The following is a 17,836-nucleotide window of genomic DNA, read 5'->3' on the forward strand; positions in this document are numbered from 1 at the left end:
ATTCCTCATCCACATTACAGACATACATTACGGGCTTATCAGTAATTAATTGCAAAGGTTTTACGAATTCAATCCGTTCATCCTTAGAGAATTCAATGGCCCGAACTGAAGTACCGCTTTCCAATCCTGATTTCACCTTGCTCAGTACGGCGTCCTCTTTTTGGGCTTCCTTATTTCCTGTTTTGGCTGCCCGTTTTACTTTGTCGAGTTTCTTTTCTACGGTCTCCAAATCCTTTAATTGCAGCTCCATATCAATAGTTTCCTTATCCCGAATCGGATCAATGGAACCATCTACGTGTACGATATTATCATTATCGAAACATCGTAGTACATGCAAAATAGCATCCGTTTCACGAATATTTCCTAGAAATTGGTTGCCCAAGCCCTCGCCTTTACTGGCGCCTTTGACCAATCCCGCAATATCAACAATTTCAACGGTAGCGGGCAAAACGCGTTGTGGATTCACCAATTCCTCCAATTTCAACAAACGGTCATCCGGTACGTTGACCACCCCAATATTGGGCTCGATGGTACAGAACGGGAAATTGGCGCTCTGGGCCTTGGCGTTGGAGAGACAGTTAAAAAGAGTGGATTTTCCGACGTTGGGCAATCCGACGATACCTGCTTTCATTTTTAATAGATGTTAGAAGTTAGCTATGGGATTTGAGAACTGATATTCTAAAATTTGGTTCTTTTTTTCCAAATGGGATGCAAAGATAGCATTTCCAACTTTTTATTATACCAATGTTAACAATATTAAAAATTATGGTAATTTCGATAAAGAACCCTAAACGAGAACACTATGAAAACTATCTGCTTAGCCGTTGCCCTACTGTGCAACGTTGTCCTTATCTATTCGCAAAGTACGATTAACGGTACGGTCACCGATGATTCCGGCGAACCCCTGGCGGGCGTGAATATTATTGAAAAAGGAACCAGCAATGGGACCGTTACGGATTTCGATGGTAACTATGAGATCGATGTGGCCGAGGGGGCTATCTTGGTTTTTAGCTATATCGGTTTTAATTCCACCGAAATCAATAGTTCTGGAAAGTCCACCGTAGATGTAGCCCTCTCCGAAGGCGTACAGCTCGACGAGGTAACCTTGGTTGGTTCTAGAAGCCCGAAACGCACCTCGACCGACACGGCCGTACCTGTCGATGTCATCGATATCGCCGAGGTCAGCACCCAAAGCGGTAGGATCGAGATCAACGAGCTGCTGCAATATGCGGCGCCCTCGTTCAATGCCAACAAACAATCGGGCTCTGATGGGGCCGACCATATCGTTCCAGCCACCCTGCGCGGACTGGGACCTGATCAAACGCTCGTTCTTGTGAACGGCAAAAGACGGCACCAATCCTCCTTGGTCAACATTTTTGGCACTAAGGGACGCGGAAACACGGGAACGGACCTGAACACGATTCCGGTAGCTGCGATAAAACGTATCGAGATTCTTCGTGACGGTGCTGCCGCTCAATATGGCTCCGACGCCATTGCGGGCGTGATCAATATCGTTTTACAGGATAAAACCGATGAGGTAACCGGCGTAATCAGCTACGGCGCCTACAATACCAATGCACAGGGAGATTTTCCCGCTGGCACAGCGAATACGGACGGTAATCGCTTGGATACGGACCTAGATGGTAACCAGATCGGTGACGACCAAAGTTTTGACGGCGGTTCTGTAAAGGCGGCCATCAATTACGGGGTCGGCCTTGGGGAGAACGGATACGCCAATTTTACGACGGAATATATCAACAAGAACAAAACCCTGCGCCCGGGATTCGATTTTAGAAGAGGATTCGGCGAAGCGTCCATTGAAGCCTTTAATTTTATGGTGAACGCCGCATATCCTATTTCCGAAAATACCGAAATCTACGCTTTTGGTGGAAGGAACTATAGGGATACCGATGCCTACGCCTTTACCCGTAATGACGGCGCAAGAGTGGTTACCTCAATTTATCCTGACGGATTCAACCCGAGGATAACCTCGAATATTATCGATAATTCCATATCCGCAGGGGTCAGAACGGAACTGGACAGCGGCTGGAAGGTCGATATCAGCAATACCTATGGAAAAAATAATTTTCACTATTTCATCAAGGGAACGCTCAATGCCTCATTACAGGATGTTTCCCCGACAGATTTCGACGCCGGTGGCCATAGTCTAAGCCAAAATACGATCAATCTTGATTTTTCAAAATACTATGATGATGTCATGGCAGGAATGAACTTGGCCTTCGGTGCGGAGTATAGAACAGAGAACTTTATCATTTTCGCTGGGGAGCCCGGGTCATATGGCACATTCGACGTCAATGGTTTATTGATTACAGATCCTGAAAACCAAATTCAACCCACAGTTATCATTGATGGTGAAGAAGAACTTAGGGCAGGCGGCTCCCAAGGATTTCCCGGCTATGGTCCTGCCAATGAAGTAGACCGAAGCCGTAGCAACTTTTCGCTATATGCGGATGGGGAGTTCGATCTTTCGGAAAGTTTTCTCCTAAGCGCCGCGGCCCGTTTCGAAAATTATAGTGATTTCGGCAGTACCGTTAACGGCAAGTTAGCCGCTAGGTTGAAGGCAACCGAGAAGATAAATATTAGGGGATCCGTAAGCACGGGTTTTAGGGCACCTTCGTTAGCGCAAATCTATTACAACCTGCGTTTTACCAATTTCATTGGCGGTACGGCGGTAGACCAGTTGCTCAGTCCGAACAACAGTCCCGTTACCGCCTCCTTTGGCATTAATCAACTGAACGAGGAAAAAGCCTTGAATGCCGGGTTAGGATTTACCGGTACTTTCGGAAACTTCACGTCAACCGTCGACGGTTACTTTATCAATGTAAAGGATAGGATCGTATTGACGGGCAATTTTGAAACCGACGATATTCCCGGGGTTTCCGCTGCGCAATTCTTTGTCAACGGTGTCGATACCGAAACTAGTGGACTTGACATCGTGTTAGCGTGGAAGAAGAATATCGATGACGGCAGCCTATCCGCCACCTTTACCGGCAATTTAAACAAAATGAAAATCAAGAATGTCAACAACGGAAATCTAGATGCCGAAACCTTCTTCGGGGAAAGGGACAAGGCTTTTTTACTGGCATCCGCCCCCGAAAGCAAATTGACCTTGAACCTAAATTACGCCAAGAACAAGTTTGACACGGGATTGGGCTTCACCCGTTTCAGCAGTATTCAACTCTTGGATTTCCAAATGCTGGAGCCCACGTCCGACTATGGTAGCTTTGCCAATAAAGTTACCGCTGCCACGGACAGCTATAATCCCGCACTGGTAACCGATCTGGTATTGGGCTATCAACTGAGCGAGAGCCTAAAACTCAATATCGGCGCAAACAACCTTTTTAACGAATACCCCGACCAACAGGACGACTGGGTAGAAGGAGGCGGTTATTGGGATGCAGTCCAGATGGGTTTTAACGGCGCCTATTACTACGCAAGACTGGGCTTCAGTTTTTAGGTTCCAAAAACAAGAAAAAAGGAAAAGGGCTAACTTTCGGGTTTGCCCTTTTCTTTTTAACCCTAGCAACTATGTTCAAATTGTAAGAGCACTGTCTGGTTTCTAGAAGCGCAGGGTGTAGCCTTTACGCTTCAGGATGCATAAACGCCTGCTTCGCCAGTAAAGTCTTTTCGCTCTCGACATGGTCTTCGTCCGGCACACAACAGTCCACAGGGCAGACGGCCGCGCATTGTGGCTCCTCGTGAAAGCCCATACATTCCGTACATTTATCAGGAGAGATATAGTAGATTTCGTCGCTGATGGGTTCTTGAACGTCTTCCGCATTTACTGCTTTGCCGTTGGGCAGTACCACATCACCTTTCAAAGAGGTGCCATCACCGTAGCGCCACTCATCTGCCCCTTCATAGATTGCGGTATTCGGGCACTCCGGCTCGCAAGCCCCGCAGTTGATACATTCGTCCGTTATAACTATTGCCATGTCTTCTTTTTATGCCGCCCTTGTCGCGGAATCCTTTCAAGGCAGATGCAATACCACATTGAAAAGCTATTTTATTTAGTATGCTTACTTTTGCAAATTCTAAGTGCAAAGGTAAAGACTGGAACGCTCTATCGCAAATCTATTCTATGAACGAACATCAACGAATTTTTATTGCTTTTGTAAAGCTTGGGGAATTTCTTCGGGAGTATTGTAGCTCGGATGTAAATCAAGGGGAATGGTCGCAAAAGTTAGAAGAAACTATCATTTTGGCCAAACATAAAAATGGGTGGTTTACCAAGGATAATGTGGGATTTGCACTGAAAACTTGGAGCGAATTATTGAAAGGGAATACTTTATCGGATTGGCTCGGCGCATACGACCTACAGCAAAACAAGACCAAAACGGTGGCCGTCATCATGGCCGGAAACATCCCCTTGGTCGGCTTTCATGACTTGCTATCCGTTTTGCTCACAGGGAACAAAATCATGGCAAGACTTTCATCCAACGATACTATATTAAATTATTTCATAAAGGATTATCTTATTTTTATTGAACCCTTACTTAAGGATAAAATTATTTTCTCGGAAGAAAGAATGCAAGGCTACGATGCCGTCATCGCCACCGGAAGCAACAATACCGCCCGCTATTTCGAGCACTATTTCGGAAAGGTGCCGAACATCATCCGAAAGAATAGGAATTCGATTGCCGTCCTGACCGGAAAAGAATCCCACGAACAACTGGCAGCCCTAGGTGAAGATATTTTTCGCTATTACGGACTCGGTTGCCGAAGCGTCTCCAAGCTATTTGTCCCTTTGGGTTACGATTTTGATACTTTTTTCACATCCATCTACAGCTATCATCCGATTATAGAACAAAAGAAATACGAAAACAATTATGATTACAACAAAGCAGTGTACCTGATGTCGGAATTCAAAATTCTAGACAACGGATTTCTGATCCTCAAGAACGATAAAAGCTATGCATCGCCCATCGCCTCGCTATTTTACGAAAATTACGACACTCTTGAAAAGCTAAAAGAACACCTTGAAAATGACAGGAATCAATTACAATGTGTGGTCGGCGACGGCATCCTCGACGGTGAAATTGCCTTCGGTGACACCCAAAAGCCGTCTCTAACCGACTATGCCGATGGGGTGGATACTGTTGATTTCCTATTAAAAAACTAAAGGAATAAGTCCATTTCGATGCTTGGGTTTCCTAATAAATTCATGACCTTAGCCACTGTATAGCTCGGTTCCATCCCAAAAAATCAAAATAACGCAATAACCCAGTAACCTATTAATACAAAGATGAAAAAACATAATTTCAGCGCGGGTCCCTGTATTTTACCCCAAGAAGTACTTCTAAAAGCTTCGGCGGCAGTAATGGATTTGGACAATTCGGGATTATCCCTAATCGAAATCTCACACCGCAGTGCCGCTTTTGTCGAAGTAATGGAAAAGGCAAGAAGCCTGGCCCTAGAATTACTGGGTCTCGAAGGTAAAGGCTATAAAGCCCTATTTTTACAGGGAGGGGCCAGTCTCGAGTTTCTAATGGTCGCCTATAACCTGTTGGAAAACAAAGCCGGATACCTCAATACGGGTACTTGGAGCGACAAGGCCATCAAAGAGGCCAAACTTTTTGGGGATGTGGTAGAAGTGGGTTCCTCGAAGGATAAAAATTTCAAGTATATCCCGAAAGGATATTCTGTGCCTTCCGGTCTCGACTATCTGCACGTCACTTCGAACAACACCATTTTTGGCACCCAGATAAAGGAATTCCCGAAAACGGATGCGCCCCTAGTCTGCGATATGAGTTCGGATATTTTTTCGCGACAGTTGGACTTTTCCCAATTCGGATTGATATATGCCGGGGCGCAAAAGAATATGGGTCCCGCTGGCACCACCCTGGTCGTGGTCAAGGAGGATATTTTAGGAAAGGTATCCCGAAAAATCCCCTCTATGCTCGATTATCAGGTGCATATTGCCAAGGACAGCATGTTCAACACTCCTGCCGTATTTTCCGTATACGTTTCAATGCTCACTTTGCAATGGCTGAAAAATCTAGGCGGAATAACTGCAATAGCGGAAATTAATGAGAAGAAGGCCCAATTGATCTATTCCGAAATCGATTTGAATCCCGTTTTTGAAGGCTTCGCCAACAAAGAAGACCGTTCGACCATGAACGCCACCTTTACGCTGACGGACGAAAAACTGAAAGAAACCTTCGACACGATGTGCAGGGAAGCTGGGGTCGTTGGTATCAATGGCCACCGCTCCGTAGGCGGGTATCGCGCTTCGATGTACAACGCGCTTTCGCTGGAAAGCGTTGGCGTACTGGTAGATATAATGAGTGAAATGGAAAGAAAAGCATGAAAATACTAGCCAACGACGGCATAGCACAATCCGGTATCAAAGCCCTTGAAAAATCAGGATTTGAGGTGATCACCGTTACCGTAGCGCAAGAACAGCTGGAAAGCTATATCAACGAAAACAAAATCGACGGACTATTGGTGCGCAGTGCTACCAAAGTACGAAAAGAGTTGATCGACCAATGCCCGAGTCTAAAGCTTATCGGGCGTGGCGGTGTGGGTATGGACAATATCGATGTTGATTATGCCCGGGAAAAGGGACTTCACGTTATCAATACCCCTGCCGCCTCATCGGCATCGGTGGCCGAACTGGTGTTCGCCCATTTTTTCGGTGGGGTTCGCTATCTACATGATGCCAACCGCAATATGCCGCTTGAGGGGGACAGCAAATTTAGGCAACTCAAAAAATCCTATGCCGGTGGCACCGAACTCCGGGGCAAGACCTTGGGTGTTATCGGTTTTGGACGGATTGGCAAGGCGACCGCAAAGCTGGCCATAGGGGTCGGAATGAAAGTGATATACCACGATCCCCTAATCGAAAAAGTGACTTTAGAAGTGCCTTTTTTTGATGGGCGTTCGATGGCCTTCAATTTTCAGTCGTTATCCATGGCCGAGGTCCTAAAAGCATCCGATTTTATTACCCTGCACGTACCCGCCCAGAAAGGATATGTCATTGCCCAGAAAGAATTCGGACTCATGAAACAAGGAGTTGCCATAGTCAATGCCGCACGTGGTGGGGTTTTAGACGAAGTGGCCCTGGTAGATGCGTTGGAAACCGGAAAAGTAGCCTTTGCGGGCCTCGACGTTTACGAATCTGAACCATCCCCCGAAATCAGGATATTGATGCATCCTAAAATTTCCCTTACTCCCCATATCGGTGCCGCTACCGGCGAAGCTCAAAGTCGTATTGGATCAGAATTGGCGGAGCAAATAATCAGCCTACTGAAATAGGAAACTTTTATGCTGCCCATATCCTATAAAACCATTCTTTTTTGTACATTGTTACCTCATTTTAAACACTATAGAGCATGTCAGGATTATTGGATCTACTAAACAGCCCGATGGGTAAACAATTAATAACCGGGGTAGCTAGCCAGACCGGAAACTCCACGGATCAAACCGGAAGTGTACTTACCATGGCATTGCCCCTTTTAATGGGTGCCATGAAAAAAAACGCGTCAACGTCAGAAGGTGCACAAGGTCTTATGAGTGCCCTTTCGAACAAGCACGACGGTGGTATCCTAAACGATTTGGGCGGACTTTTCGGCGGAGGCGTCGACCAATCCGTTAAGGACGACGGAGCGGGAATTTTAGGCCATGTCCTGGGCGGCAAACAGGCACAGGTAGAAAATGCCCTGAGCCAAAAATCGGGAATGGATATTAGTACCATCGCTACCATACTTCAGGTGGCCGCACCGATTTTAATGGGAATGATCGGGCAAAAGAAACAACAACAGAATGTCCACGACGCCAGTGGACTACAGGGTATGTTGGGCAGCATGATGGGCGGCGGTAAACAGGCCAGCAAACAACAGTCCCTCATCGAATCCTTTTTGGATTCAAATGGTGACGGCAGCATTCTCGACGATGTGGCTTCATTGGCCCCAGGCGGTAAAAAAGGCGGTATCGGCGGTCTTTTGGGAGGTCTTTTCGGTAAGTAATTTTTAAGGTACCCCCATCTCAAATGTTGAATAGTAAAACCGCATGAAATCCATGTGGTTTTTTGTATCTTTTCGGAATGGTTATTGGGCCATGTATAAAAAAGAAAAATGAAAAGAGCAGTACTACAGTTCATTGTATTTGCCATTTTGGTGATTTGTGCGGCAAGCAGCTGTGCCGGTACTAAAAAGGCAATCGAAGTCACGGACGACGAAAAAATGACCTTCAACCAGCAAGAGGGCGATACCGTAAAAATAGTCAGTGACAGTACCGAATACGAAATCATCATCATCGAGCCCGGGTTCAATATATGGCTCGCCAGTATTGCCAAACCCGAAGGCTACTACTCCCAATCCTACCTCGAAAACCGCAACCAGATCTATGTCATTAATTGGAACCAAAGGGCCATGCAGCCCTTGCGATATGGCGGTAATCTCTATGAGATGCAAATCGATTACAGCCCCGGTATCGACTATGGTTATGAAGTAAATTATAAGCTCTACAATTATTTTATCTATTTCCAAAGAAAATACAATCAACGCATAGGGCCATGGCTCCCACGGATATAGATATGTATTACACTTTTTTTTATTGGGATATATACCTACATTTGCCGGCTCAAACACATCATAATGAAGAAAATTGTATTGTCTATAGGCCTAATGATAAGTATTGCGGCCTGTAATCAGAAACCGGAAGGTTTTACGATCAACGGGAATCTTAGGGGAGATTTAGAAAATGGAACCCAAGTTTTTTTAAGAACGGTTGGCGAGAACAACCAACCCGTTGACGTTGACACCGCCAAAGTAGAAAATGGGAAATTCACTTTTACGGGAGCTGCGGAAACACCAGAACTGAATTATATATTCATCGACAAACTGCCCGGTTATACGGCGGTCATTCTTGAAAATGGCGATATTGATTTCAATGCCCAAAAAGACAGCTTGGGATTGGCCGAAATAAAGGGCACCCCACAGAACGAGATCTTTGCCGATTATATGGATAAGTCCAAAGAGCTTACCGAACAGGCGCAGTCCATTCAACAGGACATGCAACAGGCGAACGTGAAAAAGGATACCGCCACCGCAAAATCGTTGCAAGACGAGATGGTGGAGCTACAGGATAAGTACAAAAACTTTGAACTCGATTATATCGAAAGCCATCCCGATGCGCTAATTTCGGCCCTTTTGATAGACCGAGCCCTAGGAACTGGTACGGTTACTGCCGAAGAGGCCCAGGTGATGTACGAGAAACTATCCCCTGAAATCAAGAAAACAAAGGTAGCCACCGCGATTCAAGAGCGATTGGAGGGCCAAAAACAGGCCGAAGCCAATGCAAAGAATACCTCCGTTGGCGCCAAGGCCCCAGATTTTTCGGCTCCCACTCCCGATGGAAAGGATTTAGCCCTGAACGATGCCCTAGGCAAAGTAACATTGGTAGATTTTTGGGCTGCTTGGTGCAAGCCTTGCCGTGCGGAAAACCCTAATATCGTAAACATCTATGAAAAATATCATGACAAAGGTTTGAACGTATTGGGTGTTTCATTGGATAGGACCGCGGAAGCCTGGAAAAAAGCCATCAAAGATGATGGCCTGACCTGGCAACATGTTTCCCATGTCGCTTATTTCAACGATCCCATCGCCAAATTGTATAATATAGATGCCATACCCGCCGCTTTTCTTTTGGATGAAAACGGGGTGATCGTGGCAAAAAATTTGAGAGGTCCGGCTTTGGAAGCGAAAGTTGCGGAATTATTGAATTAAATTGGCAACTTCCCATAATACAAAGGCCCCTACCGTTAATCCGGTCGGGGCTTTTTCTTTTAAAATTAGTAGGATATTTAAAACTTATTTTTGATGTCGTTGAATGTGCCATTAATTTCGGCGCTTGTTGATTTTTTGACATTTCCAAAAATATTAGCTATAGACCCCACGCCGATAAATTCCAATCTTGCACCGTCGTTCAAGATCAAATCTCCATAGATGGTTAGGCTACCTTCTATCCTTAGGGTGGCATTCTCTTTAACGGTAACGTCCTTACGTTTGTTGTTCCGGCCTACCACCAAGTTGCCGTTCATTTCGAAAAGACCGCCATCATTGACTGTGGTTTCGTTGTTCACAGTCCAAGTACCGCACAGCAGTAATGAACCATCAATCGTAATTTTATTGAAACTTTTAGAACCGCGGTATTCTTCGGTGTCACCTTTGGCTACCGTCAAGTTCGCGTTGCCTTCGTAAGCGGATAGCTGGCCACAACGTGTAGCCAAGCTCGCATCGGGTCGGTTCAGTTTAACGATCTGTAATCCCGCCTTTCCGGAAGCTGCAAATATGTAGTCCCCTTTTGAGGCCACAAAATTGACAGAACCATTCAAGTCCAACACCCCGACCATATCGGCTCCATTCCCTAGCTCTTCAGATAGGGATAGCCCTGCACCGCCATTCGCCATTAACAGTACATTTTCGTTGATTGCAACGGCATTGGTAACGATGTCGCTTTGGGCAACGCCTTCGGGATTAATTAGTATGGGTAGGTATTCCTTTAGACTACCATTGGTTTTATTGTAGATACCTGCACCTTTTGAACCTTCGGAAACAATAACTTCGGTATCTGACACTGCCAAAGTTCTTTTGGCAAAATTTCCGAAATCGGAATCGATGGCAATTTTTTGGATAGCGTTGAAATTTGCATCCAAAAAGCTTACGCCATTGCTGCCATCCAGTATAGCCAGATTTCCGTTGTCTACGGCTATCGAGCGTAGATCGGCGAAAGGGGCTTCGATTTGGACCGAAAGATCCGATTTTTTATAGGAGGTCAGATATCCATCTTTGCCGCTACTCACAATTACGGAACTTGCGGTTACCTTTACATCCGTTGCATTAAAACCTTCTTGAAAACCGAAGCTCATTTCGGCACTTGTATTCATCCTTCCATTGGAAACGGGAATCTTGACCAAAAAGGAGTTCGAAGTAGCCCTAACGGATTTTTCGGAATCCACGCCACCGACGGCGTAGACATATCCATCATTATATTCGACGGCATTTATATCGGCATTTGTATAATATAATCGTGAGGTAAGTTGCGGACTGGTCGGATCACCCACATAAACGATATCTATAGCTCCGGCATAGCTATCTTCGACCGTGTTGTAGGATACATAGGCATAATCGCCGTCGACATGAACATGGGAAGCACCCAAATTTTGTGCACCACTATAGGAAGGGGCATCGACACGGGCAATCAAAGTCAGCGGATAGTCACCAGCTTGTTCCTCTTCACCCCCTTTAGCGGTTTTTCCTGAAATTTGATCTTCACTGGAAATTACCAAAACACCGGCATCGTCGTAGAGAATGCTACTTTCGAGAACGGCGGTGTTGCCCTCCAACGAAATATTGTCCGAGGCGTCACTGTATACTGTAGTTTCATCACTACAGGAAATTATAAATAGGGCCGCTATGGCCATTAGGGAAATATTTTTCATAATTAAGTAAGTTTGTTGTTTGGCTTTGGGTTCCAATACCTACCTAAACGTCAAAACCATCTTAAGGATATAATTTTAAGCTTTTTTTCGATGAAATGCAGGGAAAGGCGTTTTGGGAAAGGTCTTCAAAGCTCAAAATACAAATAATACGCAATGGCAGTCGCAGTTTGCGTGGTATCCCTTCAAACCTACACCCATCGGGAGTTCTAAACGTTTTCGTTGCCCATTAAATTTTTCCCATTTTCTGCATTGCAAAAAGGATAACGATAGGTATGGCCAGTAATCCGACCATTAGGGTTTGGGTGACAATGAGGTCGGGCATAAACAATAGCGTCATGGCAAAGCCACCGATGGCCCCACCGAAATGGGCGGTATGGCCGATATTTCCCAAACGGCTCTTCATTCCATAAATGGAATACAATAAGTAACCGATACCTACCACGTAAGCGGGAACCGGAATGGGAATGAACATGATTCCCAATTGCATATCGGGCTGCAACAATATAGCGGCATACAGAATTCCCGTTACGGCACCACTGGCACCGACAGCGCTATATTGTGGTTCGTTTTTATGGAAAAAAAGAGCCAAAAGACTTCCGGCGATCAAACTGACAAAATAAATTCCGATAAATTTTCCGGCACCGAACCCTCGAACAACGACATCCGCAAAAAAATAAAGGGTGAACATGTTCATAAACAGGTGGGCGAGGTCCACATGCAGAAATCCCGAAGTCACCGTTCGCTCCTTTTGACCCGCATTTATCGCGGAAATGTTAAATTTATAGCGATCAAAAAAAGAGAGGTCGTTAAAGCCTTTGATAGAGACCAGTACATTGGCGGCGATAATGACAATGGTGGCTACGTGCATGTTGAACATTGGAGAGGGAATTTTAAGCGTCAAATATAAGTATATTTGCACGGCAACCGTTACCCATGCAACTACTTATCTTCATTTTGGCCTATCCCCTGCTATGGATCATTTCGGTGTTGCCGCACTGGTTGTTCTATGGCTTTTCCGATGTTGTCTTCTTTTGGGCCTATCGCGTGATCGGATACCGCAAAAAGGTGGTTTGGAATAATTTGAAACTGGTTTTTCCAGAGAAGTCCGAAGCAGAGCGCAAAAAGATACAAATCGCCTTCTATCGCCATATGTGCGACATGTTTCTGGAAATGGTAAAGACCATGAACCTATCAAAGGCAGAGGTCAAAAAGCGTTACGCGGTTCAGAACATCGAAGTCTTACAAGAACTCGAAAAGGAAAAAAGTATACTCATCGTTTGCTCGCATTACGCCAATTGGGAATGGAACGTAAGTATCAATAATTATGTGGATGCCAAGGGGTATGCCGTTTACCAAAGGGTAGGCAACCCCTATTTTGATCGTTGGATCAGAAAAGTCCGTGCCCGGTGGAATACTACCTTGATTACTTCCCAGGATACCGTCAAAACCGTAGTACGTAATAAAAGGGATGGTATTTTCGGTATTTTTGGGATGGTCAGCGACCAGAGTCCACAATACCATCGCGCCCAATATTGGACGGAATTTATGGGAATCAAAGTGCCGGTCATCAACGGCGCGGAGACCATGGCCCGAAAAATGGATCTGGCCGTGGTGTTCCTCAAGGTATCCAAAGTAAAAAGGGGATATTACAGGGCACAGCTCATCCCCATAACTACTTCAGGGGCAAATACCGATAAAAATGAAATAACCGATAAATTTTTACGGCTGACCGAGAAGCAGATCCGAGAAAAACCGGAACACTATCTGTGGACGCATAAGCGGTGGAAGCATCGGGGCAAGGTACAGGCCGCTTTTGCGAGAAATTCCAATTCCTAAAATTCCTAATTCCAAAAAAATATTTTGGAATTTGGTACTTGTAATTTAGAATTGTTTTTACCGTGCTTGCGACAGGTATCCATAGCTCGCCCGCGCGGACAATTTTAAAGCCTCTTGAATTTAAACATTTTTATTGTTAATTTTCAGTGTATTAAAAATAGTACTCCCATGGAAATACTAAAAACCCTATATGACGAAATCATCGGCTTTCTTGGCATTGGAAATGCGTGGGATATTTTGCAAACGGGAGATTACAGCGTGCTCGCAACCTACGAGGGAATTACCGCGTTCATCGTACCCATAATTCCGCTCCTCGTTCTTTTGGAATTTATTCTCGGCTTGGTCTATAAAAAACCGGACACCAAAGTATATAAGGTAAACTTTCTGATCTATGTCTTCAACCGGTTCGTTGGCCGTTTTATCGCCATCGCCATGGTCGTTTTGCTCATCGGTTGGTTGCAGCCTTACGCGCCTTTTCAGACCTCACCTACATGGTATTGGTTTATTTACGGATATATCGTTTGGGAATTCGGACATTTTCTGTACCACTATTGGGGCCATAAAGTACGGCTCTTTTGGTGCCTACACTCCACCCATCACGCCCCCGAGAACATGAATCTTTCGGTAACGTACGCCCATTTTTTTCTTGAGGCGCCCTATGCGGATACGATTCGGACCACGATCTGTATCCTAGCTGGACTCGAACCTACCATGCTTTTTGCCATTATGTTCATTGATGGCACATACGGAGCTTTTATCCATGTCGGGGAAAACATGATTAAAGATGCACGGTTCGGGATCGTAGGCAAATTCATACTTACCCCTTCGCATCATCGGGTACATCACGCTAAAAATCCCCTTTATATGGATACCAATTTCTGCAACCTTCTAAACATCTGGGACCGCGTCTTGGGCACCTATCAAGAGGAGGACCGGAAAGAAAAAATCCGATATGGTATCACCAGAGAAATGGATTCGGGAAACTTTATGGATGTTTATTTCGGGGAATTCGTGGCTTTGGCCAAAGACGTTTGGAAAGCCCCGGGATTAAAAAACAAAATAGCGTACATTTTCATGCCCCCGGGATGGAGCCATACCGGGGAACACCAAACTGCTAAGGCAGTTCGGGAGGAATATTTGGAAGAGCAAACGGCATAACGGCAAATTAATTCCATATTCCAAAACCGGTTGAATTGGAATTTGGGATTTGGAATTTTTAGCACAAACTGGCACTGGTCTGCGTCGAGCGCCGACAATTTAAATCCACGGGTGCTACGACCCAATAACCTCCTTAATCTCCCCAATTATCCGGTCCGCCAAACCATCTGCGGCTGATTGACTTTTGGCCTCCGTATAAATCCGGATGATCGGTTCGGTATTCGATTTTCGAAGATGTGCCCAATTTTCGGCAAAATCGATTTTTACGCCGTCGATGGTTGATATTTCCTCATCTTTATATTTAGCTTCCATCGCCTTTAGAATACCATCCACATCGATATCGGGAGTTAGCTGGATTTTTTTCTTGCTCATAAAATATGAGGGATAGCTCGCCCGGAGTTCTGCGACCGTACCTCCCTTTTCCGCCATCAACATCAGAAACAGGGCCGTTCCTACCAGTGAATCACGACCATAATGGCTTTCGGGATAAATAATGCCCCCATTGCCCTCGCCACCAATGATGGCGTTGCAGGCCTTCATTTTTGCCACCACATTGACTTCCCCCACGGCGGCAGCTTGATATTTTCCCCCGTGCTTTTCGGTGATATCACGTAAAGCCCTTGACGAGGAAAGGTTTGACACCGTATTCCCTTTGGTTTTTCCCAAAACGTAATCTGCACAGGCGACCAAGGTGTATTCCTCACCGAACATTTCGCCTTCGTTATCGATAAATGCCAAACGGTCCACGTCGGGATCTACAACGATACCGAAATCCGCTTTTTCCTTCACAACCAGTTTACTGATATCGCCCAAATGCTCTTTTAAGGGTTCTGGGTTATGGGGGAAATGCCCCGTCGGATCGCAATACAGTTTAACGGTTTCAACACCCAAAGCCTCCAAGAGTTTCGGAATGGCTATTCCACCCGTGGAATTCACACCGTCAACGACCACCTTAAACTTGGCTTTTTGAATGGTTTCGGCATCTACCAAGGGCAATTCCAACACTTCATCGATGTGAATGTCTATGTACGAATCGTTTTTTATAATTTTTCCCAAATCGTCTACCCCGGAAAAATCAAAATCCTCCTTTTCGGCGATTTCAAGGATTTTCGCACCTTGTGCGGCGTCCAGGAATTCCCCTTTCCCGTTCAGCAGTTTAAGCGCGTTCCATTGTTTCGGATTGTGGCTGGCGGTCAAGATAATGCCACCGTCCGCCTTTTCCAGAGGCACCGCAATTTCGACGGTCGGGGTGGTTGAGAGATCAAGATCGATGACATCGATACCCAGGCCGACCAAGGTCGAAACGACCAGATTTTGGACCATTTCCCCCGACAAGCGGGCATCCCGACCGATGACTACCTTCAGTGTATCCCTGCCAGAATATTCCTTGAGCCATACACCGTAGGCAGCGGCGAATTTTACTACGTCTATGGGTGTTAAGTTGTCTCCTGGCTTACCGCCGATAGTACCCCGTATTCCTGAAATCGATTTGATAAGTGTCATAAGTTGCAGAAAAGTTTTGACAAATATACGGGTCTAATATGAATAGGTATAGATGCAATTTGTAAATTCGACCTCATGAATTTTTTAGCACATATCTATCTTTCCTTTGGGGACGATGAAATCGCTTTGGGGAATTTTATGGCGGACAGTATCCGAGCCAACAAGTACAAACATTTACCCGAGCGCGTGCAGAAAGGCATCTTTTTACATCGTGAGATCGATACGTTTACCGATACACATCCCATACCTAAAAAAAGTAGTAAAAAGCTGCATAAAAACTACAGCCATTACAGCAGGGTAATCGTTGATATCTATTACGATCATTTTTTGGCCAAGAACTGGAGCACCTATTCCAACGAGCCCCTTGCGGTTTTTGTCGATAGGTTCTATGATTTGTTGGGGGATAACTATGCCATTTTACCGGATGGCGTAAAACGGATGATACCCTACATGATATCTGACAATTGGCTCTTGAATTACGCCAATTTGGAAGGTATAGGAAAAGTACTGAACGGTATGAACCGAAGAACAAAGAACAAATCTGGAATGAACTTTGCCATCGTAGACCTTGAGGAACATTATAATGCTTTTGAGGAGGAGTTTACCGAGTTTTTCGAGAAATTGGTGATATTCGCGAAAGAGAAGTTCTTGTCGATTTCATCCGATTACGGTGGTTAGCAATCCTTTTTTAATTCATGAACTTTTGTAAACCAGACCTTTTTTAATGAAAGTGTACAAAAATCTATTCTCCTTAGGAATCATCCTACTACTTTTGGTCTGCTGCAAAACCTTACCCGCAATCCCGACCGGATTGGTCACTGAAACGGCTATGGTCGTTTCCACTCGGGAGGAAGCCTCTAAAATAGGAGTGGAAGTCCTGAAAAAAGGCGGCAATGCCTTTGATGCCATGGTCGCTACCGAAATGGCCTTGGTAGCCGCTTACCCGTACTGCAGTCGCCCTGACACTTTAAACGCCTACGAGATAAACAGCTAGGCATAGCACTCGTGGAATGGGAAGCTTATCGTGTTCTTTTAAATTTAGGCAATCCTGAAAAAAGCAGCGTTTTTGAAAGGGATATTCGGGTTGAAAAAGGTCTTAGAGCGGAATTGATCGAAAAGGCGGTGTCTAACTTCAATAATGATTCCTTTTGGCTTGTAGCACCCTTCAAGGTTTTTGACAGCGGTACGGGGCGAAGTCTGGTCACCTTGGAAGATGGTTCCGATGGCCTCATGATTACTTATACTTCGGGGGGAACTACGCCCGGTGATTCGTATCTTTGGAAACTCAATCAGAAAGGTTTGCCCGAAAGTTTCCGGATGTGGGTCGAGATTATTCCTATAGGGGGACTTGAAGCGACTTGGGAGGATTGGCAGATTATGGAAAGTGGCGTGTTTTTGCCAACCTCGCACCAATTGGGCCCTATGGACTTTAAAATGGAGGATGTAAAAGCCTATAATTAAATAATACAGAAGTTTATGGAGATAGAAATTCTAAAAAAATCCGACATTGACGATACGATGCGATTTCAAATCACGGAACTTTACAAGCAGTTGAACGACAGCATCAAACAATGTCCCCTGCACCAAATTCTACAGGAAGATAATCATATTATCTTTGCCGCATGCAGCATTGAAAACCAGATTGTTGGAATTGCCCTGTTGGCAACCTATAAAGTAATTTCAGGCCACCGAGGAATGATAGAGGATGTGGTGGTAGACACCGAACACCGAAGGAAAGGCATCGGAAGAAAACTTATGGAAAAACTCTTGGAAGAGGCCAAACATAAAAATTTGGACGGCGTAATCCTTTTTTCTGGTCATCATCGTGAGGCAGCCATAAATTTGTATAAAAGTCTTGGGTTTACCTTACGGGAA

Annotated in this window: 17 protein-coding genes and 1 pseudogene; 13 read left to right on the forward strand and 5 right to left on the reverse strand. The window is 45.2% G+C overall.

Features of this window, described 5'->3' with window-relative positions; genetic code table 11:
* A partial coding sequence (ychF, locus tag ACEW8S_RS13150; RefSeq protein WP_373518600.1) for a redox-regulated ATPase YchF occupies window positions 1–631 on the reverse strand: 631 nt, incomplete at its 3' end.
* 171 nt (window positions 632–802) lie between these two features.
* Here ychF and ACEW8S_RS13155 point away from each other — a divergent pair.
* Window positions 803–3,478, forward strand: coding sequence for a TonB-dependent receptor domain-containing protein (locus ACEW8S_RS13155; protein WP_373518601.1), 2,676 nt, complete (start codon window positions 803–805; stop codon window positions 3,476–3,478).
* 124 nt (window positions 3,479–3,602) lie between these two features.
* Here ACEW8S_RS13155 and ACEW8S_RS13160 read toward each other — a convergent pair whose 3' ends face one another.
* Entirely contained in the window at window positions 3,603–3,956 is a 354-nt protein-coding gene (locus ACEW8S_RS13160) for a 4Fe-4S dicluster domain-containing protein (RefSeq protein ID WP_373518602.1), read from the reverse strand.
* Window positions 3,957–4,102: 146 nt separating this feature from the next.
* Here ACEW8S_RS13160 and ACEW8S_RS13165 point away from each other — a divergent pair, with 146 nt between their 5' ends.
* The 6 genes from ACEW8S_RS13165 (at window position 4,103) to ACEW8S_RS13190 (ending at window position 9,749) form a co-directional block, all read left to right on the forward strand.
* Window positions 4,103–5,143, forward strand: coding sequence for an acyl-CoA reductase (locus ACEW8S_RS13165; RefSeq protein WP_373518603.1), 1,041 nt, complete (start codon window positions 4,103–4,105; stop codon window positions 5,141–5,143).
* 123 nt (window positions 5,144–5,266) lie between these two features.
* Entirely contained in the window at window positions 5,267–6,331 is a 1,065-nt protein-coding gene (gene serC / locus ACEW8S_RS13170; RefSeq protein ID WP_373518604.1) for a 3-phosphoserine/phosphohydroxythreonine transaminase, read from the forward strand.
* Window positions 6,328–7,278 (forward strand): D-2-hydroxyacid dehydrogenase, encoded by a 951-nt coding sequence (locus ACEW8S_RS13175; RefSeq protein WP_373518605.1) that lies wholly within the window; start codon window positions 6,328–6,330, stop codon window positions 7,276–7,278. Before serC ends, ACEW8S_RS13175 begins: the two co-directional genes overlap by 4 nt.
* Before the next feature lie 77 nt (window positions 7,279–7,355).
* Window positions 7,356–7,988 (forward strand): DUF937 domain-containing protein, encoded by a 633-nt coding sequence (locus tag ACEW8S_RS13180; RefSeq protein ID WP_373518606.1) that lies wholly within the window; start codon window positions 7,356–7,358, stop codon window positions 7,986–7,988.
* Between the two features lie 108 nt (window positions 7,989–8,096).
* Window positions 8,097–8,555 carry a DUF6146 family protein gene (locus ACEW8S_RS13185; RefSeq protein WP_373518607.1) on the forward strand — a complete coding sequence of 153 codons (459 nt, stop codon included), beginning with the start codon at window positions 8,097–8,099 and terminating at the stop codon, window positions 8,553–8,555.
* A gap of 63 nt (window positions 8,556–8,618) precedes the next feature.
* Entirely contained in the window at window positions 8,619–9,749 is a 1,131-nt protein-coding gene (locus tag ACEW8S_RS13190; protein ID WP_373518608.1) for a DUF4369 domain-containing protein, read from the forward strand.
* 77 nt (window positions 9,750–9,826) lie between these two features.
* Here ACEW8S_RS13190 and ACEW8S_RS13195 read toward each other — a convergent pair whose 3' ends face one another.
* Window positions 9,827–11,464 carry a hypothetical protein gene (locus ACEW8S_RS13195; protein ID WP_373518609.1) on the reverse strand — a complete coding sequence of 546 codons (1,638 nt, stop codon included), beginning with the start codon at window positions 11,462–11,464 and terminating at the stop codon, window positions 9,827–9,829.
* A 226-nt stretch (window positions 11,465–11,690) separates the two neighbouring features.
* Window positions 11,691–12,341: a rhomboid family intramembrane serine protease gene (locus ACEW8S_RS13200; protein ID WP_373518610.1), complete on the reverse strand. Its 651-nt coding sequence runs from the start codon at window positions 12,339–12,341 to the stop codon at window positions 11,691–11,693.
* Between the two features lie 56 nt (window positions 12,342–12,397).
* On the opposite strand from ACEW8S_RS13200, the gene ACEW8S_RS13205 reads away from it, so the two are divergent.
* Both ACEW8S_RS13205 and ACEW8S_RS13210 read left to right on the forward strand, forming a co-directional pair.
* On the forward strand, window positions 12,398–13,300 hold the full coding sequence (locus tag ACEW8S_RS13205; RefSeq protein ID WP_373518611.1) for a lysophospholipid acyltransferase family protein: 903 nt from the start codon (window positions 12,398–12,400) through the stop codon (window positions 13,298–13,300).
* 168 nt (window positions 13,301–13,468) lie between these two features.
* Window positions 13,469–14,458: a sterol desaturase family protein gene (locus ACEW8S_RS13210; protein WP_373518612.1), complete on the forward strand. Its 990-nt coding sequence runs from the start codon at window positions 13,469–13,471 to the stop codon at window positions 14,456–14,458.
* A 114-nt stretch (window positions 14,459–14,572) separates the two neighbouring features.
* On the opposite strand, the gene glmM is transcribed toward ACEW8S_RS13210, so the two are convergent.
* Entirely contained in the window at window positions 14,573–15,961 is a 1,389-nt protein-coding gene (glmM, locus tag ACEW8S_RS13215; protein WP_373518613.1) for a phosphoglucosamine mutase, read from the reverse strand.
* Between the two features lie 75 nt (window positions 15,962–16,036).
* On the opposite strand from glmM, the gene ACEW8S_RS13220 reads away from it, so the two are divergent.
* From ACEW8S_RS13220 to ACEW8S_RS13235, 4 genes and pseudogenes are all read left to right on the forward strand, one after another.
* Window positions 16,037–16,639: an ACP phosphodiesterase gene (locus ACEW8S_RS13220; RefSeq protein ID WP_373518614.1), complete on the forward strand. Its 603-nt coding sequence runs from the start codon at window positions 16,037–16,039 to the stop codon at window positions 16,637–16,639.
* A 46-nt stretch (window positions 16,640–16,685) separates the two neighbouring features.
* Window positions 16,686–16,910, forward strand: a pseudogene (locus ACEW8S_RS13225) (gamma-glutamyltransferase); the annotation flags it as partial.
* A gap of 56 nt (window positions 16,911–16,966) precedes the next feature.
* The gene (locus ACEW8S_RS13230) at window positions 16,967–17,422 is read left to right on the forward strand and encodes a hypothetical protein (protein ID WP_373518615.1); all 456 of its coding nucleotides are present in this window, start codon (window positions 16,967–16,969) and stop codon (window positions 17,420–17,422) included.
* A 15-nt stretch (window positions 17,423–17,437) separates the two neighbouring features.
* Window positions 17,438–17,836 (forward strand): N-acetyltransferase family protein (locus tag ACEW8S_RS13235; RefSeq protein ID WP_373518616.1); only part of this gene is annotated, 399 nt, incomplete at its 3' end.

Origin of the sequence: Pricia sp., assembly GCF_041745955.1 — a bacterium.
In the GTDB taxonomy this organism is placed as follows: domain Bacteria; phylum Bacteroidota; class Bacteroidia; order Flavobacteriales; family Flavobacteriaceae; genus Pricia.